Genomic DNA, 23,469 nt, shown 5'->3' on the forward strand with positions numbered 1-23,469 from the left:
AACTGTCCGGTTCATGCCAGGAGCGGCACCTTTGTGATCGGTGCCTTGAGAGCAGCGGGCGTGGGCACCGGCCAGGCGTGACCCGGAACGGAGGTGTCAGCCGGCGGCAGCTCGCCGGTGAGCAGGTACTTGGTGCCGATGTCGTTCGCTGCGGTGTTCACCGTGGCCCGTGAGTTGCCGAAGACGCAGTGCTTGCCGGAGTCCCGTTCGGTCACCAGAACTGAGCTCCGCAACACCTTGTGCAGCTTCAGAGCACCGGCGTACGGCGTGGCCGGGTCGCCGACGGTGTTGAACATCAGGATGCCGGGCAGTCCGCGGCCGGTGATCTTGATCGGCGCGTGGTTCGGCACCGGCCAGTCCAGACAGGCGCCGCCGCCGGGCCAGAGGTTGAGCCACGCGAACTGTGAGACCTTGGCGAGCCGCGCGGCGTCGCGTTCGTAGCGGGACCTGGTGGAAGGCCAGGCCGAGTCGACGCAGATGACCGCGTTGAAGATCGCGGTGATCTGTTCGGACTCCGCACTGGTGTCCGTGGCGGCGAAATCGACCAGTGCGCTGTCGTCGCCGCCGACCACGTAGCTGCTGAGCGCACTGGTGAAGCCGATCCAGTTCGACTCCGAGTACATCACTCCGCCGGCTGTGACGAGCAGTTCGTAGACGCCGACCACACCGTGCGGCGTACGACGGAACTCGGCGAGTGTCTTGTCCCAGTTGGAGCGAACCTGGTCGACCGTGTGCCCAAGGTGGTAGACGCTGTCGTACTTCGCCACCCAGCCGAGGTAACTGGTGAACCGCTTCTCGAACGCCGGTGCCTGCCCGAGTGCGGCCTGGTACCAGACATCACGTGGGGTCGGGTCGAGGTTGCCGTCCAGGATCATCCGGCCGACCCGCTGCGGGAACAGTGCGCTGTAGACCGAGCCGAGGTACGTCCCGTACGAGTAGCCGACATAGTTGAGCTTCTGTTCGCCGAGTGCGGCCCGGATGCTGTCCATGTCCCGGGCCACATTGTCGGTGCCGAGGTGTGGCAGCAGTGCGCCGGCCTTCGTGCCGCAGCCGTCCGCATAGTCACCCCACAGCTTCCATAGCGTGTTCCGGCTGGCCGGCGCGTCCGGATCCGGTTGCGGCGTGGGGAAATGCGCCGGGCCGGCACAACTGATCGGGGAGCTGTGTGAGTCCCCGCGCGGGTCGAAGCCGATCACGTCGTACGCATCCAGTACGGCGGGCTGCAGCCGCGTGAAGCCGGTGGAGTCCGGGCGGGTGAGCGTGCCTGCGGTTGCGGCGCCTCCGCCGCCCGGACCACCCGGGTTGACGAAGAGCGCGCCCAGCCGCTTGGACGGGTCCTTGGCGGCGTGTTTGGTGACCAGCAGGTTCAGCGTAGGACCGGCCGGATCCCGGTAGTCGACGGGCACCTGCAGCGTGGCACAGGTCAGCAGTGGGAAGGGCTGAGCGATATCCGCCGGGCAGGCGCCGAACACGAGCGGCTGGCCGGACGGTGCGGCGGCCGCGGGAACGGCCGGAGCAATCAGGGTCAGTGTCGCCACAAGGACGACGGGAAGGCGGAAACGCATCGAAGTACCCCCATTCAGCGTGTGACGGCCAATTTAGGGAGGAGATGTAGACGCGCGCCACCACGTTGCCTGTTCGGGCAATGAGGACCCTTTTCGCCAGGATGCAAAGGCGAACTTCGGTGCCAGATCGGGTGTCCAAGCAACTGCGCGGCCAGGGTGGACGGGCAGAGGGGACCGGACATGAAGCGGTACGGGGTTGTGGCGGGAGTGGTCAGCGGTGTGGCGGCACTGGCCGGTGCGGGGGCGCTGTTCCTCGGTGGGGCGCTGCAGAGCAATGCGGCTCAGCAGAACGTCGCGGTGACGCAGAAGGCGGAGTCGATCACCTTTGTGGTGCGGCACTTCGAGAAGATGAGCAACGGCAAGTACATCTCGCACGCGAAGCTTCCGAAGACCTGGAAAGAGTCCAAGATCGCTCCGCACGAGACGCGGTTCGACGACACGGCCAACGGCCGGATGATCCGGTTCAACACCTGGATCGGTCCGTCCAGCACCCGGTCGCAGCTGGACCGGAAGATCCGCTCGCTGAAGGGGACGCCCGGGCTGAAGATCGTCGCCAAGGCGACGGTCAAGGGCAGGTCGACCGTCGGGAACTACCCGATGACCGTCAGCACGGTCGTCTACACCTACAAGAGCGGCAAGACGACCCGCTGGGTCGCCACCCGGTACGCCGAGATCAAGGGCGGCAACGTCGAGTTCACCGTCGCCGGTGTGCCCAGCCAGAGCAAGGTCCTGAGCAACGTGCTCGAGACCGCCACCCAGACGATCTACCTGACACCCACTGCCAAATAGGTCGTCAGAGAGCCGACGCCTGGACGGCCATGTCGCGGAGCTGTTCATAGCGGGGGCGCAAAGCGGCTACGCGGTCCACGTCCGCGGGGTTGGGGGTGAGGTGTTCGCCGCCGGGTTCTGGAGAGAGACCCAGGGCCACGGCGGCGGCACCGCGGCAGCCGACCTCTGGTTCGGCGCAGACGTCGGTGGGGCGGGCAAAGGTCGCGGTGAGACAGCGCCGCCACCAGGCCGAGGCATCGATACCGCCGCCACCAAGTACGACGGACAGCTCGTGCCCGAACAGGGCGTCCAGCTTGCGCAGTCCGCGGTCCACCTCGAGCGAAATCCCTTGCAGGGAAGCAGCGAGCAGCGTTTCGGCGGTGTCGTCGAAGGACAGGCCGAAGTACACGCCGGAGCCACCAGGCACGGTCGCAGGCGGCCTGGTTCCGGCCTGGAACGGTACGGCGATCACCCGCGACTCACCGATCTGCACAGTGGTCGGTTCGTCGAGTTCGAGTCGCAGCAGGCCGGTGAGCCACGCATGCATGTTTCCGGCGGCTGAGAACGCCATACCGGTGACTGCGCGCTTGTCGTCGACCCGGTATCGCCAGAGGTCCCACGGGAGCTCGGGTGCGTTGTCGATCGGGTGCACGACGCGCACGGCGGCCGACGTACCGACTGTGACTGCTGCAGTGGACGAGTCGTACGCACCGGTGCCGACATTCGACGCAGCGCCGTCTCCGGTCGGCGGATGCACCGGTACGCCGACCAGTCCGGGCCAGCGTCGTGCGTATTCGACCGACAGCTGACCGGTCCACCCGGTGGGCACGATCGGCGGCAGGACGTCCGCCTTCACACCAGCGATCGTGAGGGCCTCTTCGTCGTACTCACCGGTGGCGAGGTTGAGCGTGCCGGTGCCAGATGCGACCGAGACCGAAGTGACGCGCTCGCCGGTCAGTCGCTCGATCACCAGGTCAGGGAGACCAGCGAAGCTGGCGGGGCTCGTTTCGCTTAGCAGCCAAGGGATGCGGCGCGTCCAGTAGAGCCGGTGCAGCCAACTGCCGGTGCGGGCGTGGAACGCTTGCTCGTCGAACGACGACCCCAGGTCGAGGTCTACTGACCGGGTGTCCGCCCAGGTGATCACTGGAGTCAGAGCGTCGCCCTGACTGTCCAGGGCGACGACCGAATGCCACTGTGTGGACAGGACGATCGCCTCGATCGCTTCGAGGTGCCCGCCCTGTTGTAGCTCATCCAGACAGCCCAGCAGACCCTCGACATACTCGTGCAGGTCGAGGACCGCGGACCCATCACCGCCGTACGTCGGAGTGATCTTGTGCCGTGCCAGTGCGCCCGGGACCGGTGACGCATCAGCTGCGGACAGGACCAGTGCGCGGGCGGACGACGTACCGAGGTCTAGTGCGAGGAGTCGGCCGTCAGTCCTCGTCATGGAGGGCCTTGAGGAAGGTGGCGGCCCACAGGTTCACGTCGTGGGCTGCCAGGTGCTTGCGCATCGCCTTCATCCGGCGGCCGAGCTGGCGGTCGTCGGTGTTCATGGCGTCGACGATGGTGTCCTTCATGCCGTTGATGTCGTGCGGGTTCACCAGGAAGGCCTGACGGAACTCGTCGGCCGCACCGGCGAACTCACTGAGCACCAGCGCGCCGGTGTCGTCGTACCGGGTTGCGACGTACTCCTTCGCGACCAGGTTCATCCCGTCGCGCAGCGGCGTCACCACAGCGACATCCGCGGCCCGGAACAGCGCAGCCATCTCGGTCCGCGAGTACGACGTGTGCAGGTAGTTGATGGCCGGTGTGCCGATCCGCCCGTGCTCACCGTTGATCCGGCCGACCAGGAGCTCGATCTCGTCGCGCAGCACGCGGTACTGCTCCACGCGCTCCCGGGACGGTGTCGCGACCTGCACGAAGACCGCCTCGTCGACGGAGATCCGCTTCTCGTCCAGGAGCTCGCCGAACGCACGCATGCGCTGGCGGATGCCCTTGGTGTAGTCGAGTCGGTCGACGCCGAGCAGGATGTGCGCCGGGTTGCCGACCTCGTCGCGGATCTCCCGCGCCCGCTGCTCGGTCTCCGGCTTGCGGGCCAGGTCCTCCAGCTCACCGACGTCGATCGAGATCGGGAACGCTTTGGCACGCACAACCCGGTCGTCCGGCAGGTGGATCCGGTCGCCACGCGTGCGCAGGCCCATCCGGTTGCGGGCGAGCCGGGCGAAGTTGGATGCGGCGCCAGGACGCTGGAAACCGACCAGGTCCGCACCCATCAGTCCGTCGAGGATCTGCCGACGCCATGGCATCTGGGCGAACAGCTCGGTGGGCGGGAACGGGATGTGCAGAAAGAACCCGATCCGGACGTCCGGACGCAGCCTGCGCAGCATCGCGGGCACCAGCTGCAGCTGGTAGTCGTGCACCCAGACGTCGGCGCCCTCGTCGGCCGCATCCGCCGCGGCCTCCGCGAACCGGCGGTTCACAGCGACGTACGACTCCCACCACTCGCGGTGGAACTCCGGTGCGACGATCACATCGTGGTAGAGCGGCCAGAGCGTCGCATTCGAGAAGCCTTCGTAGTACAGCTCAACGTCCTCGGCCGTGAGCATCACCGGGACCAGGTGCATCCCGTCGTTGTCGAACGGGTCCACCTTCTCGTCGGCGCTACCGGTCCAGCCGATCCACGCGCCTTCATGAGCCTGCATCACCGGGTGCAGTGCGGTGACCAGACCGCCTGGGCTACGGCGCCACGCCGTACTGCCGTCGGGCATCTCGATTCGGTCGACAGGTAGCCGGTTGGCTACCACTACGAAGGAACTTCGTCCGTCGGGCATGTGTTTGCTCATCCAGTCAGGTCGTCGTCGTCACCGGGGTAATGGACCCCGATCTGGCTCCGCGTCTCGTCGAGCAGTTCGAGGATCTCGAGTGTTCCGGCGTGCGGCAGCGACGGCACTTCGATGTGCCCGTCACGGAGCGCACGCATCACAGCGGTGGCTTCGTAGTGGTACCCAAGCCCATGCGTCGGTACGTCGATCCGCTCCGCCCCGGCGGCGGTGTGTCGGACGTAGTACTCCGGGTGGTGGAACCGGTGCGGCAGTTGCAGGCTGCCCTCTGGGCCACTCACCGAGGCCACCCACGGGTTCTGCGACCTCAGGCCGCAGGTGAGGGCTGCGACGGCTCCGGAGTCGTAGCGCCAGGCCATGGCGACGTTCAGGTCGATGTTGTCCTCGTTGAGTGACGCCACCGCCTTCACCTCGGCAGGGCGGCCCAGGGCCATGTAGGCGAACGTCATGGGGTAGATGCCGCCGTCCATCAGCGACCCGCCGCCCAGCGCTGGGTCCAGCAGCCGTGCGGGCAGCGAGGGCTTGTGGAACGCGAAGTCCGCAACGACCTGCTGCGGCTCACCGATCACTCCGGTGGCCAGATCTGCGAACAGGGCCTCGATGACCGGATTGGTGCGCATCCACATGGCCTCTGCGAACAGAGTCTTGTTCTCGGTGGCTACGGCGACCAGATCGCGCGCCTGCGCCGCAGTGAGCGTCACCGGCTTCTCACACAGCACTGCGATCCCGGCCTGCAACGCAGTGCGGGCGATCACGTAGTGCTGCGGATGCGGAGTGCCGATGTAGATCACGTCGACGGTGCCGGAGTCGATCAGCCGGCGGTAGTCGTCGTACGCGTGCTCGATGCCGTGTTCGGCGGCGAACCGGTCGGCGCTGTCCTGCGAACGGGAGGCGACCGCGGTCGCGACCGCACCGTCCAGCAGCTTCAAGTCATGGGTGAACGACGTCGAGATGTTGCCAGTAGCAACGATGCCCCAGTTGACGCGATCTACACCCACGGTCTGAACTCCGGTGTCGGGAACGGTCCATCTGCCTTGATTCTTGCGGTTTCGAACGCGTGAGCCAAGCGAATGAGCGTGGCGTCACTCCCACCGGTCCCGCTGAACGTGATGCCGACGGGCAGCCCGGAGACCAGCCCGGCGGGCACCGAGAGCAGCGGATAGCCCGCCAGCGCGGCATGTGAGGACGAACCGCCCAGCACGTTGTCACCGTTCACCAGGTCGATACTCCAGGCCGGTGAGTACGACGGGCTGACCAGAGCGTCCAGTTGGTTGTCCCTGAGCAGGTCGTCGATGCCGTCGCGACCCGCGCGGAGCGCTGTGAGCCGGGCGGAGACGTACGCGGGCGAGTCGAGCCCTTCGGTCGCTGCGGCGCGTTCGAACAGCTCCTGGCCGAACCACTTGAGCTCCACGTCCGCATGGTCGCGGTTGTACGCAATGAGGTCGTCCAGGGTTTTGGGCCCGCCAGCGACGCGGGTGGCGAGGTACGCCGCCATGTCGACCTTCATCTCGTGTGCGAGCACCTGGAGCTGGTCCTCGTCGCCACCGGGTGACGGGAGCGACAGGCGGTCGACCAGCGTGGCACCGCAGCGGCTGAGCGTCTCCAGAGCCTGCTCGATCACCTGGTCCAGGCCGAGCGAGTAGCCCCAGAGGGGACCGCGCGGTACGCCGATGCGCACGTCGCTGAGGTCGTCACCGCGACAGTGCTCGGTGTAGTCGGTCCCACCGCCGGTGAGCACGCTGAGCAGGGCTGCGGACTGCCTGACCGTCCTAGTCATCGGCCCGGCGGTGTCCTGCGAGTGCGAGATCGGCACGATGCCCTGCTGCGGAACCAGACCCACTGTGGGCTTCAGACCGACTATGCCGTTCAGAGCGGCCGGACAGACGATCGAACCGTTGGTTTCGGTCCCGATGGCGAAATCGGCGAGCCCGGCGGCCACAGCGACGCCGGAACCACTTGAGGAGCCGCCGGCCGAGCGGTTGAGCGCATACGGGTTCCGCGTCAGACCGCCGTACGCGCTCCAGCCGGAGGAGGACGACGAGCCGCGGAAGTTCGCCCACTCGCTCAGGTTGGTCTTGCCGAGGATCACGCAGCCGGCCGCGCGCAGCCGCCGTACCAGGGGTGCGTCCTGCGGGGGCGGTGGCTGCTCGGCCAGCGCCAGTGACCCGGCCGTGGTCAGCAGGTCGGCCGTGTCGATGTTGTCCTTGACCAGCACGGGGACGCCGTGCAGCGGACCACGGACGCGACCTTGGTCACGCTCCGTGTCGAGCTGAACGGCGTCGGTGAGAGCGGCGGGGTTGGGCGTGCAGATGGCGTTGACCAGCGGGTCCACCTCACGGCTCCTGGCCTGCAGCTCTTCCACCAGCGCCTGGCTGGAAAGAGTTGAGCTCACCCTCTGATCCTGCCAGAGTTACCCCTGCCCGGCCGCCCGCGTACGACACGCTCCGTGTCGTTCCACCGGTGAATGACATTGCTGTTGTTCGGCACGTACAGTGGAGCGCGGACGGACGATCACCGACCGCACAGGAGTCAGCAGCAGATGGACAGCGCCAACGCCAGCTCTTCCGAGCCCGCCGAAGCCGCGATGCCAGTGGTTGCCGGCCTTTCCGATCGGGACGGGCAGATCCTCGCTTTCGAGCGCCACTGGTGGAAGTACGCCGGTGCCAAGGAGCAGGCGATCCGGGACCAGTTCCAGATGTCCGCCACCCGGTACTACCAGGTTCTGAACGCGCTGATCGACCGCCCCGAGGCCCTGGCGCACGACCCGCTCCTGGTGAAGCGCCTGCGCCGGCTGCGCGCCGCCCGCCAGCGCGCCCGCTCCGCACGTCGACTGGGTATCGAGGTCTGACGATGTCCCGCCCCAAGGGCGACAAGGGCCAGGTGCTCTCGTCCCTGGTCGCTGTGGTTGCCGTCGTTGCTGTGGTCGGCGGCCTGCTCGTGCTGTTCGGTACGCGTGGGCACGACAGCACTGCCGACGAGCCGAAGGGCAGCAGCTCGCCGAAGCCGTCGGCCAAGCCGTCCGGTGGACCGTCGACCATCGTGGCCAGCGTGCCGCCCCGGAAGCCCACCACGGCGCCGACGACCGCGCCGACGACCGCACCGACGACCGTGCCGACCACTGCGCCGCCCAAGACTGAGCCCACGCAGCCGCCGGCTACCAAGCCGACGACGATTCCGACGGCTGCGCGCCCGGCTGCTGAGATCTACAACAACACCCCGCGCAAGGGCTTCGCCGAGCAGATCGCCGGGCGTGCGCGGCAGTCCGGCTGGACGGTGTCCGGTGTGGACAACTGGCACGGCAAGATCGTCGAGACGACGGTCTACTACCCGCCGGGGATGGTGCAGGCGGCCAACCAGCTCGCCCGCGACCTGGGTATCGGGCGGACCAAGCCGGCGCTGGACAACATGAAGAAGGACCGCCTGACGGTGATCCTGACCTCGGACTACACCGGATGAGTACGCCGGTCATCCAGACCGACCTCGGTCACGCAGGCTGGCAGGCGATCGTCGCCGACCCGGCCAGTGCGGTGATCGCTACTGATTTCGACGGCGTCCTGTCCCCGTTGGTCGAGGACCCGGCCAGGGCACGTCCTGTCGACGGTGCACTCGACGCACTGGCCCGGCTGGCCCGCTCGGTGTGCCAGGTGGCCATCGTGACCGGTCGACCCGCACTGGTCGCCACGGAGCTGACCGGCGTCACGGGACACCCGGGGCTCGGCAGCCTCGTCGTACTGGGTCACTACGGCCTGGAGCAGTGGGAGGCGTCCACCGGCAAGATCACCAGCGACCCGGTCCCGCCGGGTGTCGCTGTGGCGCGTGAGCGGCTTCCTGAGCTCCTGAGCGTCGCCGGTGTGCCAGATGCCTTCGTGGAGGACAAAGAGAGCTCTCTGGCCGTCCACACGCGCCGCGTGACCGATCCGGCCGGTGCGTTCGCCCGACTCCGTACGCCGCTCACCGAGTTGGCCGATGCGACCCAGCTCCGCCTTGAGCCCGGCAACCTGGTTCTGGAGCTCCGCCCACCCGGAATCGACAAGGGCGTCGCCCTGCGCCGCCTACTCGAGTCGACCGGCGCACAGTCGATCCTCTACGCGGGTGACGACCTTGGCGACCTGGCCGCGTTCCGAGCAGTCGAAGAAGGCCGCAGAACCGGTCTGAACGCCGTACTGCTCGCCACTCGCTCCTCCGGCGCCACCGAGCTGATCGAAGCCGCCGACATCGTCGTCGACGACCCCACCGGTGTGGTTACCGTCCTGACCGCCCTTTCGGACGCGATCGCAGCGCGCTGACCGCCTGCGCCACCGTCCGCCCGATCGGCTGCACCGGCCGCTCCACATAACCGCCGTCCTTCAGACTGGCCATCCGCTCGAACGGATTCCGCGACGCCGGATCCCCGGTCAGCAACCACGAGACGACCACGCCCACGACGTACAAGGGCAACATCGGCAACCCCAGCAAGCAGAAGTACTGCCACGAGTGCCGCTCCTCATGCTTCACCAGCAGCTCGTCCGCGAAGTACGACACCTCATGCTTGCTCAGCACCACGTTCCCGATCGTGAACGCCCCCGCCACCGGAAACCCCACCCGGTACCCGTTGGCAAAGAACAACCCCCGCGGCCCCCGCGTCACCCGAGCCCGCCCGATCCTCGCCACCACGAACCCGGCCAGCGTGGACAGATTGACAAAGTTCCCCACCAACTTCACCCACTGCCACCCAGTCATACGGCTCAGTATCGGATGCGGTCGCCTCGATGTCTCTATGTCGCGATTCTTGAGACATCCACGATAGGATGTCCTAAGAATAGTGACATTAGGACAGGGTGAGATGAGCCTCTACCAGACGCCCGAGCCAGATCTCGAGGACCAGCCGGTTCTGGAGCGGATCTACGCGCTCCGGGCCGAACTCGCCGACGTGCTGCGGGTGCCGCGACGCTGGGCCGGCGGACTGCGGCGCAGCATGCTGGCCAGGGCTATCCAGGGCTCGAACAGCATTGAGGGCTACGAGGTGAAGCTGGACGACGCGGCGGCGGCACTGGACGACGAGGAGGCACTGAGTGCCGACGAGCGCACCTTCGCTGAGATTCGCGGCTATCGGCAGGCGCTCGGGTATGTGCTGGCGATGGCACAGGATGCGGACTTCCGGATCGATGTGTCCGCGGTGCGGGGGATGCACTTCATGATGCTCAGCCATGACCTGACGAAGAGCCCCGGTAGCTATCGGCAAGGTGCGGTGTACGTGCATGACGAGGCCACTGGCGAGAACGTCTACGAAGGGCCACCTGCCGATCAGGTGCCGGCTCTGGTGGCGGAGCTGACGGATGAGTTGGCGACGGATCGCACGGTGGATCCCCTGATCGGCGCTGCGATGGCGCATCTGAATCTGGTGATGATCCATCCGTTCCGTGACGGCAACGGGCGGATGGCGCGAGCGCTGCAGACACTCGTACTTTCCCGCGGTGGTATCGGGGAGCCGGCCTTCTCGAGCATCGAGGAGTGGCTTGGCAGCAACACCGAGGACTACTACCGGGTGCTGGCCGCGACCGGCGCCGGTGCTTGGCGCCCTGAGCGGTCGGCGGCGCTGTGGATCAAGTTCAATCTGCGCGCGCATCACATCCAGGCACAGACCGTACGCCGGCGATATCGCGAGGCGGGCAAGCTCTGGCTGGCTTTCGACGAGCTGATCGAACGGTATGGGCTGGCAGACCGGGTCGCCGACGAGCTGTTCGATGCCTCACTCGGTTTCCGCATCCGGCGCTCGACGTATGTCCGGCGGGCCGAGATCGAGGAGCGTACGGCGAGTCGTGACCTGAGCAAGTTGGTCGACCTCAAGCTTCTGCATCCGATCGGCGAGACCAAGGGCAGGCATTACGTGATGGGCGCCCGGCTCGCCGACCTCGTGCAGACCGTCCTCGCCACGCGGGAGTCGTTGGAGGATCCCTACCCGTGGATGCGTGAGCGCCTGGCGACCGTCCCGACGCCGGTCCGCTAGTTGTCGGTGGGGTGGGTAAGACTTGGCGGGTGGGTTCGATGATGCGGGTTTGGCGGCCGGGGCGGGTGGTGGATCCGCACTCGGTCATCGGTGGTTTGCGGAAGGGGCCGGGGGATCCGGCGTACGTGTATGACGGGCGGACTGTTTGGCGGGCTACTCGGACTCCTGAGGGGCCGGTGTTGTTGCGGCTGACGCCGCGGCAGTTGGAGGTTGAGGCGGAGGCTTGGGGGGCTGGGGCGGAGTGGGCGCTGGACGGGGTGCCGGAGTTGCTGGGGGAGGCGGACAGTTGGGAGGGGTTCGTGCCGTTGGCGGTGCATCCGGTGTTGGTGGAGGCGGCGCGGCGGTTTCCGCATCTGCGGGTGCCGCGGACTCGGGCGGTGTTCGAGGCGATGGCGGCCGCGGGGATCGAGCAGGTGGTGACGGGGAAGGAAGCGTTCCGGGGGTGGCGGCAGCTGCTGACTGTGTACGGCGAGCCTGCGCCGGGGCCGGGTGGGCCGGAGGGGCGGCGGATGATGGTGCCGCCGGCGCCGGAGGAGTGGCGGCTGATTCCGTCCTGGCAGTGGTTGCGGGCGGGCGTGGAGGGGCGGCGGTCGCGGGTCGTGGTGACGGCGGCGACCCGGGCGAAGGCGCTGGAGCGGACGCTGGAGCTGACCGACTCGGCCGAGATCGAGCGGCGGCTGCGGTCGTTGCCCGGGGTCGGGGTGTGGACGGCGGCCGAGGTGCGGCAGCGTGCGCATGGTGACGCGGATGCGTTCTCGTTCGCGGACTATCACGTGTCCCGCAACGTGTCGTACGCGTTGATCGGCGAGGAGCTCGACGACGACGGGTGTGCCGAGCTGATCGAGCCGTACCGCGGTCATCGGTTCCGCGTGCAGCGGTTGCTGGAGCTGGCCGGGATCGGCCACCCGCGCTACGGCCCGCGGAAGGCGCTGCCGACGCACACCCCAGGCGCAACGCATCGTCTGCGGTAGCGCGGGGCACTAGACGGGGGTGATCAATGGGGACGGGCTGTACCTGGTCGCGGGCCTCGCCCTCCTGCTCGGCGCAGTGCTGCCGCGACTGCTCTCCCGGTACGCCGTTTCTGCGCCGATCGCGTTCCTCGCCGGCGGAATGCTGCTCGGCCTGGTCGTGGACCGGGCGCAGCTCAGCCCGATCGCCGAACCGGAGCTCACCAAGCACCTGGCCGAGCTGACGGTGATCATCGCGCTGATGGGTGTCGGTCTGGCGATCGACCGGCCGATCAGCCTCCTGCATTGGGGTGTGACGTGGCGGCTGCTCTTCATCGCGATGCCCGCGGGGGTCGCGGCGTTGACCGGCGTGGGCTGGTTGCTCGGCCTCGCACCGGCCACCGCGCTGCTGATCGCTGCGGTGCTGGCGCCCACCGACCCGGTACTGGCCTCGGATGTGCAGGTCGGCGGGCCGACCACCGGTGAAGGCGCCGAGGTCGACGAGGACGACGAGGTACGGTTCGCGCTCACCTCCGAGGCGGGCCTGAACGACGGGCTCGCGGCGCCGTTCGTCTATCTCGCGGTCCTTCTCGCCACCAAGAGTTTCGCGCCGGTCGAGTGGGTCGCCTGGGACGTGATCGGCAAGGTGGTGATCGGGGTCGCGGTCGGTTTCGGGGCCGGGTGGTTGCTGGGCCGGATGACGTTCTCGGCCCGGGCGCACAGTCTGCGGCTGGCGGATTCGCGGGAGCCTGTTCTCGCGCTGGCCATGACGCTCGGCGTTTACGGGCTCACCGAAGTACTCCATGGGTACGGGTTCATCGCGGTCTTCGTGGCGGCCCTCACCTTGCGAGCGGCCGAGCGCAGCCACGACTTCCACAACGAGTTGCACGATTTCATCGGTGAGCTCGAACACATTCTGACCTGGGGTGTCCTGCTGCTTCTCGGAGTCGCCGTGACCGCCGGACTGCTCGAGCCGCTCACCTGGTCCGGTGTGCTGATCGGCGTGCTGCTGGTGCTCGTCGTACGGCCGATTGTTGGTCGGTTGTCGCTTGTCAGAAGCGGGCTGAGCCGGACCGAAGCGTGGGCTACAGCGGCGTTCGGGGTGCGTGGCGTGTCCTCGATCTACTACCTCGCGGCGGTCGGGATGCACTTCCGTGCGGAGCTGCCCTGGCTGTGGGCGACGCTGGGGTTCACGATCATTCTGAGTGTCGTCCTGCACGGCGTCGCGGCCACTCCGGTGATGCGTTTCCTGGAGCGCCGTACGTGAGACGGCGTCTCGCATGCTGGAAGTCGGAGGGTGTGATCCGGCCTCGATTGGGTAACCTCGGGGCAGCTCATCCAGAGGGACTGAGGGAAACGGCCCGTTGAAGTCCCGGCAACCCTCCCCGTCGAGACCCCGCCCTGGGGCCACTCACGGTGGAACGGTGCCAAATCCGTCCCGCCATCGAGATCCGGTGCCGCGGGGAAGATGAGAGGGGAACCTCACTCATGAGCCTGGCCACCGCCGCTACCCACACCATCCGTGAAGGTGCCTTCGGCAACGGTACGCACCTGAGCTGTCGCGCCTGTGGGGCGAAGTCGCCGCTCGGCCCGTTCTACGCCTGTATGGAGTGCTTCGGTCCGCTCGAGGTCGGGTACGAGTTCCCGACCATCACCCGCGAACAGATCGAGGCCGGCCCCAAGAACATCTGGCGCTACCAGCCACTGCTGCCCGTCCCCGTCGACGTGGCCAGCTTCCCGAACACCGAGCCCGGCTACACCCGGCTCATCGACGCACAGAACCTGGCCCGCGAGCTCGGGCTGCGCAAGCTCTGGGTGAAGGACGACTCCGGCAACCCGACCCACTCCTTCAAGGACCGGGTCGTGGCGAGCGCGTTGAGCGCCACCCGCGAGCTGGGCATGAAGGTCTTCGCCTGTCCCTCCACCGGCAACCTGGCCAACGCCGTCGCCGCGGCCGCCGCCCGCGCCGGGATCCGCTCGGTCGTCTTCATCCCGAAGGACCTCGAGCGGCCCAAGATCATCACCACGGCCGTGTACGGCGGGACCCTGGTGGCCGTCGACGGTAACTACGACGACGTCAACAAGCTGGCCTCCGAGATCGCCGGTGAGGAGGACGGCTGGGCGTTCGTCAACGTCAACGTCCGCCCGTACTACTCCGAGGGTTCCAAGACGCTGGCCTTCGAGATCGCCGAGCAACTCGGCTGGCGGATCCCGCAGCAGGTCGTGATCCCGGTCGCGTCCGGTTCGCAGCTGACCAAGATCGACAAGGGCTTCACCGAGCTCGGCAAGCTCGGGCTGGTCGACGCGACCGACTACAAGATCTACGGCGCCCAGGCCACCGGCTGCTCGCCGGTCGCCCAGGCCTTCCGCGACGGGTACGACGTCGTGAAGCCGGTCAAGCCGGACACGATCGCGAAGTCGCTCGCCATCGGTAACCCGGCCGACGGACCGTACGTGCTCGACGTCGCCCGCCGTACCGGTGGTGTGATCGAGGATGTCTCCGACGAGGAAGTCGTCGACGGCATCCAGTTGCTCGCCCGCACCGAGGGCATCTTCACCGAGACCGCCGGCGGGGTGACCGTCGCGACCCTGAAGAAGCTGATCGAGACCGGTCAGCTCGACCCCGACGCCGAGACGGTGATCATCAACTCCGGCGACGGGCTCAAGACGCTCGACGCCGTGGCCGACCGGGTCGGCCCGAAGGTGACCATCCCCGCGTCGTACGACGCCTTCGTGAAGGCAGGCCTGCAGTGAGTGTGAGTGTTCGCGTCCCGACCATCCTCCGGCCCTACACCCAGGGCGTCTCCGAGGTGTCCGCCGAGGGCGCGACGCTGACCGAGGTGCTGGAGTCGCTCGACACGTCGTACCCGGGCATCAAGTCCCGCGTCCTCGACGAGTCCGGCGAACTGCGCCGCTTCGTCAACGTCTACGTCGACGACGACGACGTCCGCTTCGCCGACGGCCTGCAGACCGCGATCAAGGACGGCGGCCAGGTCTCGATCATCCCCGCCGTAGCCGGCGGCTGAGTTTCCGCGGTGGTTCCGGGCGTTCGTCCGGAACCACCACTGCGTAGGGTGACGCCATGCGTGCTGTGGTGATTGAGAAGTACGGCGTGGTGCCCGAGGTGCGGGAGGTTCCGGAGCCGGAGGTGGCTGCGGGGGCTGTGGTGCTGAAGGTGGAGGCGACTGGGCTGTGCCGGAGTGACTGGCATGGGTGGATGGGGCACGACTCGGACATCGTGCTGCCGCACGTGCCTGGGCATGAGTTGGCCGGGACGATAGCGGCTGTCGGGGCCGAGGTCGAGGGGTGGCAGGTCGGGGATCGGGTGACGACGCCGTTCATCTGCGCTTGTGGTTCGTGTGCGGAGTGCGCTGCGGGCAATCAGCAGGTGTGCCCGAATCAGCTGCAGCCGGGGTTCAACTACTGGGGTTCGTTCGCCGAGTACGTCGCGATTCCGTACGCGCAGGTGAATCTGGTGCGGCTGCCGGACGAGCTCGACTTCGGTACGGCGGCTGGGCTGGGTTGCCGGTTTGCGACGTCGTACCGGGCTGTTCGGCAGGTGGGTAAGGTCGAGCCCGGCGAGACCGTGGTGGTCTACGGCTGCGGCGGGGTCGGACTGTCGGCCGTGATGATCGCTGCCGCCGCGGGTGCGCGGGTGGTCGCGGTCGACACGAACCCGGCCGCGCTTCAGTTGGCCGTCGAGTACGGTGCCGCCGAAACGTTGACCACGACCGTCGGAGTCGACCTGACCGCTCACGTCACGTTCGACGCGCTTGGCTCGAACGACCTCGTGCAGCAGGCCCTCCGGGTACTCCGACCACGCGGTCGGCATGTCCAGATCGGGCTGCTGCCGTCCGGCGTACAGCTCGATGTCAGTCGGCTGATCGGCCAGGAACTCCAATGGCTGGGCAGCCACGGCATGCCCGCCCACGCCTACCCCGAAATGCTCGATCAAGTTGCCCAAGGCAACCTAAACCCCGCCGCCCTGATCACCCGCACCATCACCCTCGACGAAACCCCAGCCGCCCTGGCCGCCCTCACCAACGGCACCCCCGCCGGCGTCACCGTCATCACCCCCTAGCCCACGCCCCGTCTCGCGTTTGGGGTCAGGAGGGGCGGCGGGGGCGGGTGGCGGTTAGAGGCGGATGGCGTAGATGGTGGGCGGGCGGCCGGTTCGGCCGTGTTGTTGGGTGGCGATGGGGTCGGCCAGGCCGGCTCGTTCTAGGCGTTTGAGGACGCGTCTGGCGGTTCGGAGTTGGACTGCCAGGTGGTCGGCTACGTCTTGGGTGGTGAGGCCGTCGGGGTTCTTGGCGGTTAGTTCGCGCATGCGGGCGAGGGTTGCCGGGTTGAGGCCTACGCGGCGGGCCAGCAGGGGGAGGCTTTCGGCGCCGCGGGGGATGGTGGGCTGATCGCCGGAGGGTTCGAGCACGATCTCGACGTCGTCGGACATCGAGACGACGCCGGCCACGGTACCGATCGAGCCGGCGCGACCGACGGCGCGGCGGGCCAGGGCTTCTGCTTCTGCGGCAGTGCGGCCGATGCCGAAGCCGACGTACGCCGTGCTGTGTCGCGCGGCGAGGTGGTCGAGTAGCGGCATGCGGGTGAACTGTTCGGTCGCCTGCTCGAGCAGTCCGCGGGTGGTGACGACCAGGTGGCGGCCGTCGGGGAGCAGAGCGAGGCTGCCACCGAGGGTGATGAGGTCGCCGGCCAGGGCGTCGTCGGGTTCGGGGAGGTCGACGATGCCGAGGGCGACCTGGGCGTCGCCGACGTGTTGGCCGCTGGTGGTGAGGACGAGGGCCTGCAGGGTCGAGCGGATCGAGTAGCGCGACGGGACCAGCCGGACCGAGGGCATCTCGTTCTCGAGCAGGTGGAAGGCCGAACCCAGGCAGCTGATCGCGATCTTGGTGTCGTGCTTGTCGCGGGCGCTGCGGTGGAAGGTGACGATGTCGTCCGAAGTCAGACCGGGCCGGTACGGGAGCACCTGGATCTGATCGGTCGGGAGTTTGGCCTCGATCAGCGTCTCCAGGACCTCACTGCGCCGGAGCGTGTCGATCGAGAACTGGGTGACGTTGTGACCGAGCCGGAGCAGCTCGACCAAGGCGCGCAGGAGCGTGGCGCCGTCGTACGAGACGTACATGGCCGGGCGGTCGACGACGCCGGCTTCGGTGGCGATCGTGTACGGGACGATGCCGGTGAAGAGGAGGGCGTCGAGCTTCTCCTGGGACTGTACGACGAGCTCGATCGTCTCGGTCTCGTGCCGGTACGACAGGGGTTGCAGGGTGGCTCCGGTCGGCGGACCGGTCGCGATCACGCGCTGCACGACGTCCTCCGGACCGACAACGCCGACCACGACTGCCATCACCACACCCCCATGCCGTGCACTGTCATGCACTGTAATGCAGCCCGGCCGAACTCTTGACGATCGAAGCAGAGTCTCTTAGTTTCGGTCAAGACCATAATTGCTGCGAGGCGATTGCCGGCCGGCTGCGGACGAGGTGTGGTGGAGCGATGGAGGGAGCGCGCCACCTCACTTGTCGGACTGCAGCTCCTCAAGCGTGCGGATCACCAGGTCGCGCTCGCTGCTGGGCAGCTCCGGGCCATAGGGGTCGTGCGCGGCCTCCTCCGGGATCAGGCCCTCCCACACGGCCGCCCAGATCATCCGCTGCACGTAGCCCTCGATCGGTGCGTAGAACGTGGCTGCCGCGAACCGGTCCAGCCGCTCGGAAGCGGCCAGGAACGCACTGTGATCGCCGGCCCGCCAAGCCCGCAGTACGGCGACCGACAGCTCGACCTGTGCTGATGCAATACCGACCAGGGCCGTATCTGCACCCCACATGAACGACGGACCGTACATGCGGTCCTCACCCGTGATCAGCAGCTTGCCGGTGTCCCGCCCGGCCCAGATGGCGTCCTGCGTGCCGATCGCCCGGTCCAGCGTCGCTGTCTTGACCCCGAGCATCGCATCGAGGCTCAACAGGTCTCGGATGAGCTCTGGCGGGTACGGATACCCACCTGCCTCGCCATGCAGGTAGAAACCGACCAGCGGCAGCCCGCTCTCCGTAGCGACTCGCTCGTGCAGCTTCACGGCCTGCTCATGCCCATCCGGCGACTCCGCCAGCCGAGCGAGCGGATAGACCATCACTGCGTCCGCACCGGCGTCCGCTGCCTGCAGGGACATCGCCACAGTCAGATCTGCGGCGTCCTGCAGGCTCTGCGGGGACTCCGACCGCGGTACGCCGACTCCGGCCACGATCGGGGCCGTAGTGGCCTGCCGCCACGTTTCCAACACCTTGGTGCGGTCGGCGGCACTCAGGTACAGCCCACGGCCGGTGTGGGCCCACACCGCGATCCCACCGATCTCCTGGGCCGCGATAGCACCGACGTACGCGGCCAGAACGTCGTACGCGATGACTCCGTTGCTGTCCATCGGTGTGAAGACCGCAGGGAGGACTGTGCCGCGCAGTTGCTCGACGAGGGGATGCATGGGACCTCTCAGACGTCGTGGCCGAGGCCAGGTCGGGTGGGTACGTCGATCCAGCCTTTGCAGTCGGCAAACACACTCGGAGCCAGCGGGTCCTCCTCGACCAGCAGCGGCCCCACCAGGTCGGCCGCAACGGTTGCACCCGGTACGGCGGCGGCCAGGTGGACTGCGGCCAGCGTGGCGACGCCCAGCTCCGGCATCGAGCCTATCTTCACCGCCAGACCCGCAGCCTCGGCCAGATTGGCGATCTGCAGCGCCCGGTGCAGTCCGCCGACCTTCAGGATCTTGATGTTCAGTACGTCGGCCGCCCCGCGCCGTACGATCTCCAGGGCATCGTGCAACGAGTGCATGCTCTCGTCGGCCATCACCCGGACGTCGAGTCGCTCCCGCAGCCGAACCATCCCCGCCAGGTCCCAGCGGGGGAGCGGCTGCTCCAGCAGGCTCAGACCGGCCGCCGTCATCTTCGCCAGGTAGGGCAACGACGTAGTCGCGTCGTACCCCTCGTTGGCGTCCAGACACAGCTCGGTGTCCGCTGGGATCGCCGCACGAACCGCACGGACCAGTTCGAGGTCTTTGGCCGGGTCATGGCCGCCTTTGACCTTCAGATGCTGGAAGCCGCGCGCGGAGTACTCAGCGGCCTCGGCAGCCATCTCGTCGAGCGTCCCGAGGCCGACTACCCAGGCAGTCTGCACCCGACTCCGGATGCTGCCGCCGAGCAGCGCATGCACCGGCCAACCACACAGACGGCCGGCCAGGTCGTACAGGGCGATGTCGAGGCCGGACTTGGCCACGTGCTGGCCGCGGAGGACGCCGTCCATGACTACATGCGCACCGGCCCGGTCGAGCGGGTCCCGGCCGATCAGGGCGGGCGCAAGGTGCTCCTCGATCGCGGCGGTGACACCGGCCAGGGTCTCCCCGGTGTACGCCGTCATCGGGGACGTCTCGCCGATTCCGACCGCGCCGTCGGCAGTGTGGATCTCGACCACCAGACTGATCAGATCCGTGCTGATCCCACTGCTGATTTGGAACGGACGGCGGTACGGCGCCCTGACCACTCGCGTCCGGATCGCGCTGATCGGGGCCGATCCGGTACCGGCCGGGAGGCCCACCGGGTGCGATAGAACAGTCATGGTCGGCTCCTTAGGGACACCATCAGGCGGTTAGGGGTCGCATTCCGACGCAAAAGGACTTACGGTCAAGACCGTAAATACCCTGAGTGCTCTCTGTCAACGGAAGGTGGCACCCTGATGCGGCTGGGTCTGTATCTCAACCTGTACGGCACCGACGGCGAGCGCCCGCAACTGGCCGATGCGGTCGAGCAGGCACGGCTGGCCGAGCAGGCCGGGTTCGAGTGGGTGGTGCTCGGTGAGCGGCATCTGCACCGTCCTGGGTACCACGAGATCCTCACCTCGCTGACCTGGCTGGCCGCCCACACGTCGACGATCGGGATCGCTACCGCGGGGATCGTGGCGCCGCTGTACCAGCCCGTCGTACTGGCTGAGACGCTTGCGCACCTGGATGTTCTATCCGGCGGCCGGGTCACAGCCGGGTTCGTGCTCGGGTACCGGCCGGAGGAGTTCGCCCTGTACGGCGTGACGCAGCGCGAGCGGGTTGCGCGGTTCGAGGAGTGCCTGGAGATCGTCACCCGGTTATGGACGTCGGAGTCGGTGACATACGAGGGCCGTTTCACCAGTCTGCAGGACGCGTACCTGTCGCCGCGGCCGGTGCAATCGCCGCGGCCCCGACTGTGGAACGGTGGGCGAGTGTCCGCCGTACTGGAGCGGACTGCGCGGACGTGTGACGGGTGGACGACGTCGTTCAATGAGCTGGATGCCGACCTGGCGGCGAAGATCGCGGAGTACCAGGGGTATCCGCGAGGCGAGGGCACGCTCGGTGCGGAGACGATCCTCTGCCGGGAGGGTTTCGCTGCTCCGACGTCGCAGGAGGCTCGTAAGGCGTTGGAGGAGCCATTGCGGGATCTGTACGACGCCTATACCGGCTGGAAGCGGACTTCCGCCGATGCCAGCCGCTACACCCAGGGCTGGGATGACATCGCGGACCGCAGCGTCATCGGCTCGTCCGCGGAGTGCGCTGAGCGGATCGCCCACTACGAGGAGATGGGTGCTGACGGCATCATCCTGCGCATCCAGCCGCCCGGGATGTCCCAGACTGACGCACTGCGCGCCATTGAGGCCTTCGGTGATCTGAACGGCTGAGCTCTGGCAGGTTGCTGACGCGGGGTTCGGGGTGGGGTTGAGTGGTGCTGGACTGATGGCTTGTCGTCGAAGGGGTAGCCAGGATGCTCGAGATCACCGACCTGTCAGACCGCTTCCGGACGATTGAGTCGCCGGGTGCGCGGCCGATCATGCTGTTCGACGAAGGGACGGCGACGCCGGTCCATCGGTCGATGAACACCGTCGCGCGGATCGGCCGGACGCTGGCGCCGTGGTCCGGCCGGCTCGGTGCGGTGACGCCGTCGGCAGCTGCGGGGTGGAGTGAGCCGATCTCGGTCTTCGTCCCGCCGGCGCCGGTCGGATATGGCGATCGGCAGTCCGCTATAGATGCGGTTGCCGCGGCGGTGGCTCGGCGACTTGGTGAGACCTTCTACACCTATCAGCTCGGACTCGTTGGCGATGGTGCAGCCGTGATGCTTCAGGCGGATATCGACGCCGAAACGTTGAGCAGTCAGTACCTGTTCATCATCGACACCTCGCTGCAGCTGCACCAGTTCTATTACTGGAGCCGCTGAGCCTGTTGCCGAGGACCGCGGTACGGCTGGGTCTGGGAGTAGACGATGTTGGTCGTGGTGCTGCCGAACTCGGTGAGCTGGTTGACGAGCTCTTCCAAGTGCGGCATGGAAGCGGCGGCGACTTTGAGGGTGTAGCAGTCGTCGCCGGTGGTGCGCAGGCATTCGAGGAACTCGCTGCGCTCGGCGAGCAGGCGCTTGAGCGGCTCGTGCTTGTTGCCGGGATACTTCAGCCGTACGACGGCCAGCACGGGGTAGCCGACCTTCGCCAGGTCGACGTCCGCGCGGTAGCCGGTGATGACGCCGAGCGACTCCAGCCGCCGTACGCGCTCTGTCGTTGCCGACGCGCTCAGGTTGACGCGGCGGCCCAGCTCGCTGAGTGACAGCCGGGCGTCGGTCTGCAGCTCGGTCAGCACCGCCCAGTCGATCGCATCGAGAGTCTCGGTCATATCGGTAATCTACCGGGGAATTCGTGGTCCAGTGTTGGTTTTGCCGGGAGAAGTCTCTTCAGAAGTGGGCTGTTGCCTGGATAGCCTGGCGGAGTGGAAATCGGCGTGAACGTCCCGAATTTCGGGCCCGGTACGAATCCGGATCGATTGCGTGAGTGGGCTCAAGTGGTTGAAGGGCTCGGGTACGACCTGTTGATGGTGTCGGACCATGTGGTGATCACGCCCGATGTGGCGGAGCAGTATCCGGCGCCGTTCTACGAGCCGTTCACCACGTTGAGCTGGCTTGCGGGGATCACTTCGCGGGTGCGGCTTGGTACGACGGTTCTGATCGCGGGGTACCGGCATCCGTTGCTGGTGGCGCGGATGGCGGCCAATCTTGCTCAATTGAGTGGTGGTCGATTGGTGCTCGGGGTCGGTGCCGGGTGGGCGCAGCAGGAGTTCGAGGCGCTCGGTGCTGAGCACGCGCGACGTGGCCGGGCGACGGATTCGTTGCTGACCACTTTGCGCTCGGCCTGGGCCGACACCGCCGACTACGGTGCCGGGCACATCCCGTTGTGGGTCGGCGGCCGCAGTACGGCGGCGATGCGTCGTACCGTGCTGTTGGGTGATGCCTGGCATCCGCTCCGGAACCGCATCGACTGGTTGCGCACGGCAACCGAACAGCTGGCCGAGATCGCAGCGGCCGAGGGTCGGCCGGTACCCGCGTTCGCGCCGCGGATCCTGCTCCGGCTCACCGCGTCACCGTTGCCCGAGGAGTCCCGGGTGGCCGGTGAGGGTTCGATCGACCAGGTGCTCGCCGATTTCGCCGTACTGCGTGAGCTTGGTGCTACGAGCGTCGTACTCGATCCCTTCCACGGCGATCCCGCCGAGACCGAACACCCCGAAACCGCGTGGCAAGCCCTGGCCACCCTCCGACAGGAACTGACATGACCTCGTCCGAAACCTTCCTCCGCCGAGCCATCGCCTTGGCCGCAGCCGCCCGCGAAGCCGGCAACCCACCCTTCGGTTCGCTCCTCGTAGGCCCCGACGGCACGGTCCTCGCCGAAGCCCAGAACACCACCATCACCGAATCCGACATCAGCCACCACCCCGAACTGAAACTAGCCGTCTGGGCCGCCCGCGAACTCCCCGCCGACGTAGCAGCCGCCACCACCATGTACACCAGCTGCGAACCCTGCGGCATGTGCGCCGGCGCCCTAGCCCGCTCCGGCCTGGGCAACGTCGTCTACGCCCTCTCCGGCGACCAACTAGGCACCCTGAAACCCACCGGCAACTTCCCCGCCGTCCCCCAATCCGGCCCCAACCTCTTCGAAGAAGCCCGCCTCCCCGTCGACGGCTACTACAACTAACCCCACCCAAAGGTCACCACCTCCGGCGGCGACTCTCCTATTGGCGCCTCCGGTGGATCCGCCCTCGGTGGTCGCGCGAAGATGCAGCTGTGGTGAGGTTGTCGATGGCCGGGCGAAGCCGATCCGCCGAAGGCCAGAAGGACACCGCCTTCGGCGGCGGATATCTTTTGCGCCTTCGGCGCGGGGCTCTGGTGGATCCGCCTTCGCTGGTCGCGCCAAGAAGTAGCTGTGGTGATGGGGTGGGGTGGCCGCGGCAAAGCCGATCTGCCGAAGGACAGGAGGTGTCGCGCGATCTGGGGGTTGCGCCCGGCGCGGTGAGGGTGGCGACGGCATGTACT

24 protein-coding genes and 1 riboswitch are annotated in these 23,469 nt (G+C 67.6%); of the genes, 14 read left to right on the forward strand and 10 right to left on the reverse strand.

All coding sequences use genetic code 11. The annotated features are described in order from the left end of the window. Window positions 1–11 precede the first annotated feature (11 nt). Complete coding sequence (locus tag ACFTSF_RS07425) at window positions 12–1,538, reverse strand: alpha/beta hydrolase (RefSeq protein WP_380153045.1); 1,527 nt, start codon at window positions 1,536–1,538, stop codon at window positions 12–14. Window positions 1,539–1,745: 207 nt separating this feature from the next. On the opposite strand from ACFTSF_RS07425, the gene ACFTSF_RS07430 reads away from it, so the two are divergent. Further along, window positions 1,746–2,354 (forward strand): hypothetical protein, encoded by a 609-nt coding sequence (locus tag ACFTSF_RS07430; protein WP_380153046.1) that lies wholly within the window; start codon window positions 1,746–1,748, stop codon window positions 2,352–2,354. A gap of 4 nt (window positions 2,355–2,358) precedes the next feature. Here the strand turns inward: ACFTSF_RS07430 and ACFTSF_RS07435 are convergent, their stop codons facing one another. From ACFTSF_RS07435 to ACFTSF_RS07450, 4 genes are read right to left on the reverse strand one after another with little or no spacing between them, the layout of a single operon-like run. Continuing rightward, a complete protein-coding gene (locus ACFTSF_RS07435; protein ID WP_380153047.1) occupies window positions 2,359–3,780 on the reverse strand; it encodes an FGGY family carbohydrate kinase in 1,422 nt (473 codons plus the stop codon). Beyond that, window positions 3,767–5,164: a trehalose-6-phosphate synthase gene (locus tag ACFTSF_RS07440; protein WP_344156483.1), complete on the reverse strand. Its 1,398-nt coding sequence runs from the start codon at window positions 5,162–5,164 to the stop codon at window positions 3,767–3,769. The genes ACFTSF_RS07435 and ACFTSF_RS07440 overlap by 14 nt, the downstream gene beginning before the upstream one ends. An 8-nt stretch (window positions 5,165–5,172) precedes the next feature. Continuing rightward, complete coding sequence (locus tag ACFTSF_RS07445; RefSeq protein WP_380153048.1) at window positions 5,173–6,171, reverse strand: Gfo/Idh/MocA family protein; 999 nt, start codon at window positions 6,169–6,171, stop codon at window positions 5,173–5,175. Continuing rightward, the gene (locus tag ACFTSF_RS07450; protein ID WP_380153049.1) at window positions 6,162–7,565 is read right to left on the reverse strand and encodes an amidase; all 1,404 of its coding nucleotides are present in this window, start codon (window positions 7,563–7,565) and stop codon (window positions 6,162–6,164) included. Before ACFTSF_RS07450 ends, ACFTSF_RS07445 begins: the two co-directional genes overlap by 10 nt. A 147-nt stretch (window positions 7,566–7,712) precedes the next feature. Here ACFTSF_RS07450 and ACFTSF_RS07455 point away from each other — a divergent pair, with 147 nt between their 5' ends. Genes ACFTSF_RS07455 through otsB form a run of 3 tightly spaced genes read left to right on the forward strand, consistent with a single transcriptional unit; the run spans window position 7,713 to window position 9,459 of the window. After that, window positions 7,713–8,021: a DUF3263 domain-containing protein gene (locus ACFTSF_RS07455; RefSeq protein WP_344156492.1), complete on the forward strand. Its 309-nt coding sequence runs from the start codon at window positions 7,713–7,715 to the stop codon at window positions 8,019–8,021. A gap of 2 nt (window positions 8,022–8,023) precedes the next feature. Continuing rightward, a complete protein-coding gene (locus tag ACFTSF_RS07460) occupies window positions 8,024–8,629 on the forward strand; it encodes a LytR C-terminal domain-containing protein (RefSeq protein WP_380153050.1) in 606 nt (201 codons plus the stop codon). Further along, entirely contained in the window at window positions 8,626–9,459 is an 834-nt protein-coding gene (gene otsB, locus ACFTSF_RS07465) for a trehalose-phosphatase (protein ID WP_380153051.1), read from the forward strand. The genes ACFTSF_RS07460 and otsB overlap by 4 nt, the downstream gene beginning before the upstream one ends. On the opposite strand, the gene ACFTSF_RS07470 is transcribed toward otsB, so the two are convergent. Next, entirely contained in the window at window positions 9,416–9,892 is a 477-nt protein-coding gene (locus ACFTSF_RS07470) for a hypothetical protein (protein WP_380153052.1), read from the reverse strand. The genes otsB and ACFTSF_RS07470 overlap by 44 nt on opposite strands. Before the next feature lie 103 nt (window positions 9,893–9,995). On the opposite strand from ACFTSF_RS07470, the gene ACFTSF_RS07475 reads away from it, so the two are divergent. The 6 genes from ACFTSF_RS07475 (at window position 9,996) to ACFTSF_RS07500 (ending at window position 16,187) form a co-directional block, all read left to right on the forward strand. After that, the gene (locus ACFTSF_RS07475; protein ID WP_380153053.1) at window positions 9,996–11,159 is read left to right on the forward strand and encodes a Fic family protein; all 1,164 of its coding nucleotides are present in this window, start codon (window positions 9,996–9,998) and stop codon (window positions 11,157–11,159) included. 38 nt (window positions 11,160–11,197) lie between these two features. Continuing rightward, window positions 11,198–12,130, forward strand: coding sequence for a DNA-3-methyladenine glycosylase family protein (locus ACFTSF_RS07480; protein WP_380153087.1), 933 nt, complete (start codon window positions 11,198–11,200; stop codon window positions 12,128–12,130). A gap of 19 nt (window positions 12,131–12,149) precedes the next feature. Continuing rightward, the gene (locus ACFTSF_RS07485; protein WP_380153054.1) at window positions 12,150–13,373 is read left to right on the forward strand and encodes a cation:proton antiporter; all 1,224 of its coding nucleotides are present in this window, start codon (window positions 12,150–12,152) and stop codon (window positions 13,371–13,373) included. Window positions 13,374–13,437: 64 nt separating this feature from the next. Then, window positions 13,438–13,581: riboswitch (SAM riboswitch) on the forward strand. Window positions 13,582–13,594: 13 nt separating this feature from the next. Then, entirely contained in the window at window positions 13,595–14,860 is a 1,266-nt protein-coding gene (gene thrC / locus ACFTSF_RS07490) for a threonine synthase (RefSeq protein WP_344156509.1), read from the forward strand. Next, window positions 14,857–15,132 (forward strand): ubiquitin-like small modifier protein 1, encoded by a 276-nt coding sequence (locus tag ACFTSF_RS07495; RefSeq protein WP_344156512.1) that lies wholly within the window; start codon window positions 14,857–14,859, stop codon window positions 15,130–15,132. Before thrC ends, ACFTSF_RS07495 begins: the two co-directional genes overlap by 4 nt. 56 nt (window positions 15,133–15,188) lie before the next feature. Beyond that, the gene (locus ACFTSF_RS07500; protein ID WP_380153055.1) at window positions 15,189–16,187 is read left to right on the forward strand and encodes an alcohol dehydrogenase catalytic domain-containing protein; all 999 of its coding nucleotides are present in this window, start codon (window positions 15,189–15,191) and stop codon (window positions 16,185–16,187) included. Between the two features lie 54 nt (window positions 16,188–16,241). On the opposite strand, the gene ACFTSF_RS07505 is transcribed toward ACFTSF_RS07500, so the two are convergent. The 3 genes from ACFTSF_RS07505 to ACFTSF_RS07515 form a co-directional block, all read right to left on the reverse strand. Beyond that, window positions 16,242–17,465, reverse strand: coding sequence for a hypothetical protein (locus ACFTSF_RS07505; protein WP_380153056.1), 1,224 nt, complete (start codon window positions 17,463–17,465; stop codon window positions 16,242–16,244). 168 nt (window positions 17,466–17,633) lie between these two features. Then, a complete protein-coding gene (locus tag ACFTSF_RS07510) occupies window positions 17,634–18,590 on the reverse strand; it encodes a dihydrodipicolinate synthase family protein (RefSeq protein ID WP_380153057.1) in 957 nt (318 codons plus the stop codon). 8 nt (window positions 18,591–18,598) lie between these two features. After that, complete coding sequence (locus tag ACFTSF_RS07515) at window positions 18,599–19,717, reverse strand: mandelate racemase/muconate lactonizing enzyme family protein (RefSeq protein WP_380153058.1); 1,119 nt, start codon at window positions 19,715–19,717, stop codon at window positions 18,599–18,601. A gap of 117 nt (window positions 19,718–19,834) precedes the next feature. Here ACFTSF_RS07515 and ACFTSF_RS07520 point away from each other — a divergent pair, with 117 nt between their 5' ends. Further along, window positions 19,835–20,803, forward strand: a complete 969-nt coding sequence (locus tag ACFTSF_RS07520; protein WP_380153059.1) for an LLM class flavin-dependent oxidoreductase — start codon at window positions 19,835–19,837, stop codon at window positions 20,801–20,803. An 83-nt stretch (window positions 20,804–20,886) separates the two neighbouring features. Then, window positions 20,887–21,336 carry a hypothetical protein gene (locus tag ACFTSF_RS07525; protein ID WP_380153060.1) on the forward strand — a complete coding sequence of 150 codons (450 nt, stop codon included), beginning with the start codon at window positions 20,887–20,889 and terminating at the stop codon, window positions 21,334–21,336. On the opposite strand, the gene ACFTSF_RS07530 is transcribed toward ACFTSF_RS07525, so the two are convergent. Continuing rightward, complete coding sequence (locus ACFTSF_RS07530; RefSeq protein WP_344156532.1) at window positions 21,321–21,782, reverse strand: Lrp/AsnC family transcriptional regulator; 462 nt, start codon at window positions 21,780–21,782, stop codon at window positions 21,321–21,323. The genes ACFTSF_RS07525 and ACFTSF_RS07530 overlap by 16 nt on opposite strands. 93 nt (window positions 21,783–21,875) lie before the next feature. Between ACFTSF_RS07530 and ACFTSF_RS07535 the strand changes: the two genes are divergently transcribed. Then, the gene (locus ACFTSF_RS07535; RefSeq protein ID WP_380153061.1) at window positions 21,876–22,712 is read left to right on the forward strand and encodes an LLM class flavin-dependent oxidoreductase; all 837 of its coding nucleotides are present in this window, start codon (window positions 21,876–21,878) and stop codon (window positions 22,710–22,712) included. After that, a complete protein-coding gene (locus ACFTSF_RS07540) occupies window positions 22,709–23,131 on the forward strand; it encodes a nucleoside deaminase (RefSeq protein ID WP_380153062.1) in 423 nt (140 codons plus the stop codon). Before ACFTSF_RS07535 ends, ACFTSF_RS07540 begins: the two co-directional genes overlap by 4 nt. Window positions 23,132–23,469: the final 338 nt, after the last annotated feature.

It is taken from the genome of Kribbella sp. NPDC056951 (assembly GCF_042674205.1).
Lineage (GTDB): Bacteria > Actinomycetota > Actinomycetes > Propionibacteriales > Kribbellaceae > Kribbella > Kribbella yunnanensis.

What these genes read in the sequence shown, in the direction of transcription:
- ACFTSF_RS07470 (WP_380153052.1), bottom strand. Translation starts at nt 9,892, where the DNA reads ATGACTGGGTGGCAGTGGGTGAAGTTGGTGGGGAACTTTGTCAATCTG.
- ACFTSF_RS07500 (WP_380153055.1), top strand. Translation starts at nt 15,189, where the DNA reads ATGCGTGCTGTGGTGATTGAGAAGTACGGCGTGGTGCCCGAGGTGCGG.
- ACFTSF_RS07540 (WP_380153062.1), top strand. Translation starts at nt 22,709, where the DNA reads ATGACCTCGTCCGAAACCTTCCTCCGCCGAGCCATCGCCTTGGCCGCA.
- ACFTSF_RS07515 (WP_380153058.1), bottom strand. Translation starts at nt 19,717, where the DNA reads ATGACTGTTCTATCGCACCCGGTGGGCCTCCCGGCCGGTACCGGATCG.
- ACFTSF_RS07460 (WP_380153050.1), top strand. Translation starts at nt 8,024, where the DNA reads ATGTCCCGCCCCAAGGGCGACAAGGGCCAGGTGCTCTCGTCCCTGGTC.
- ACFTSF_RS07475 (WP_380153053.1), top strand. Translation starts at nt 9,996, where the DNA reads ATGAGCCTCTACCAGACGCCCGAGCCAGATCTCGAGGACCAGCCGGTT.
- ACFTSF_RS07505 (WP_380153056.1), bottom strand. Translation starts at nt 17,465, where the DNA reads ATGGCAGTCGTGGTCGGCGTTGTCGGTCCGGAGGACGTCGTGCAGCGC.
- ACFTSF_RS07440 (WP_344156483.1), bottom strand. Translation starts at nt 5,164, where the DNA reads ATGCCCGACGGACGAAGTTCCTTCGTAGTGGTAGCCAACCGGCTACCT.
- ACFTSF_RS07510 (WP_380153057.1), bottom strand. Translation starts at nt 18,590, where the DNA reads ATGCATCCCCTCGTCGAGCAACTGCGCGGCACAGTCCTCCCTGCGGTC.
- ACFTSF_RS07480 (WP_380153087.1), top strand. Translation starts at nt 11,198, where the DNA reads ATGATGCGGGTTTGGCGGCCGGGGCGGGTGGTGGATCCGCACTCGGTC.
- ACFTSF_RS07525 (WP_380153060.1), top strand. Translation starts at nt 20,887, where the DNA reads ATGCTCGAGATCACCGACCTGTCAGACCGCTTCCGGACGATTGAGTCG.
- ACFTSF_RS07520 (WP_380153059.1), top strand. Translation starts at nt 19,835, where the DNA reads ATGCGGCTGGGTCTGTATCTCAACCTGTACGGCACCGACGGCGAGCGC.
- ACFTSF_RS07530 (WP_344156532.1), bottom strand. Translation starts at nt 21,782, where the DNA reads ATGACCGAGACTCTCGATGCGATCGACTGGGCGGTGCTGACCGAGCTG.
- thrC (WP_344156509.1), top strand. Translation starts at nt 13,595, where the DNA reads ATGAGCCTGGCCACCGCCGCTACCCACACCATCCGTGAAGGTGCCTTC.
- ACFTSF_RS07435 (WP_380153047.1), bottom strand. Translation starts at nt 3,780, where the DNA reads ATGACGAGGACTGACGGCCGACTCCTCGCACTAGACCTCGGTACGTCG.
- ACFTSF_RS07430 (WP_380153046.1), top strand. Translation starts at nt 1,746, where the DNA reads ATGAAGCGGTACGGGGTTGTGGCGGGAGTGGTCAGCGGTGTGGCGGCA.
- ACFTSF_RS07455 (WP_344156492.1), top strand. Translation starts at nt 7,713, where the DNA reads ATGGACAGCGCCAACGCCAGCTCTTCCGAGCCCGCCGAAGCCGCGATG.
- otsB (WP_380153051.1), top strand. Translation starts at nt 8,626, where the DNA reads ATGAGTACGCCGGTCATCCAGACCGACCTCGGTCACGCAGGCTGGCAG.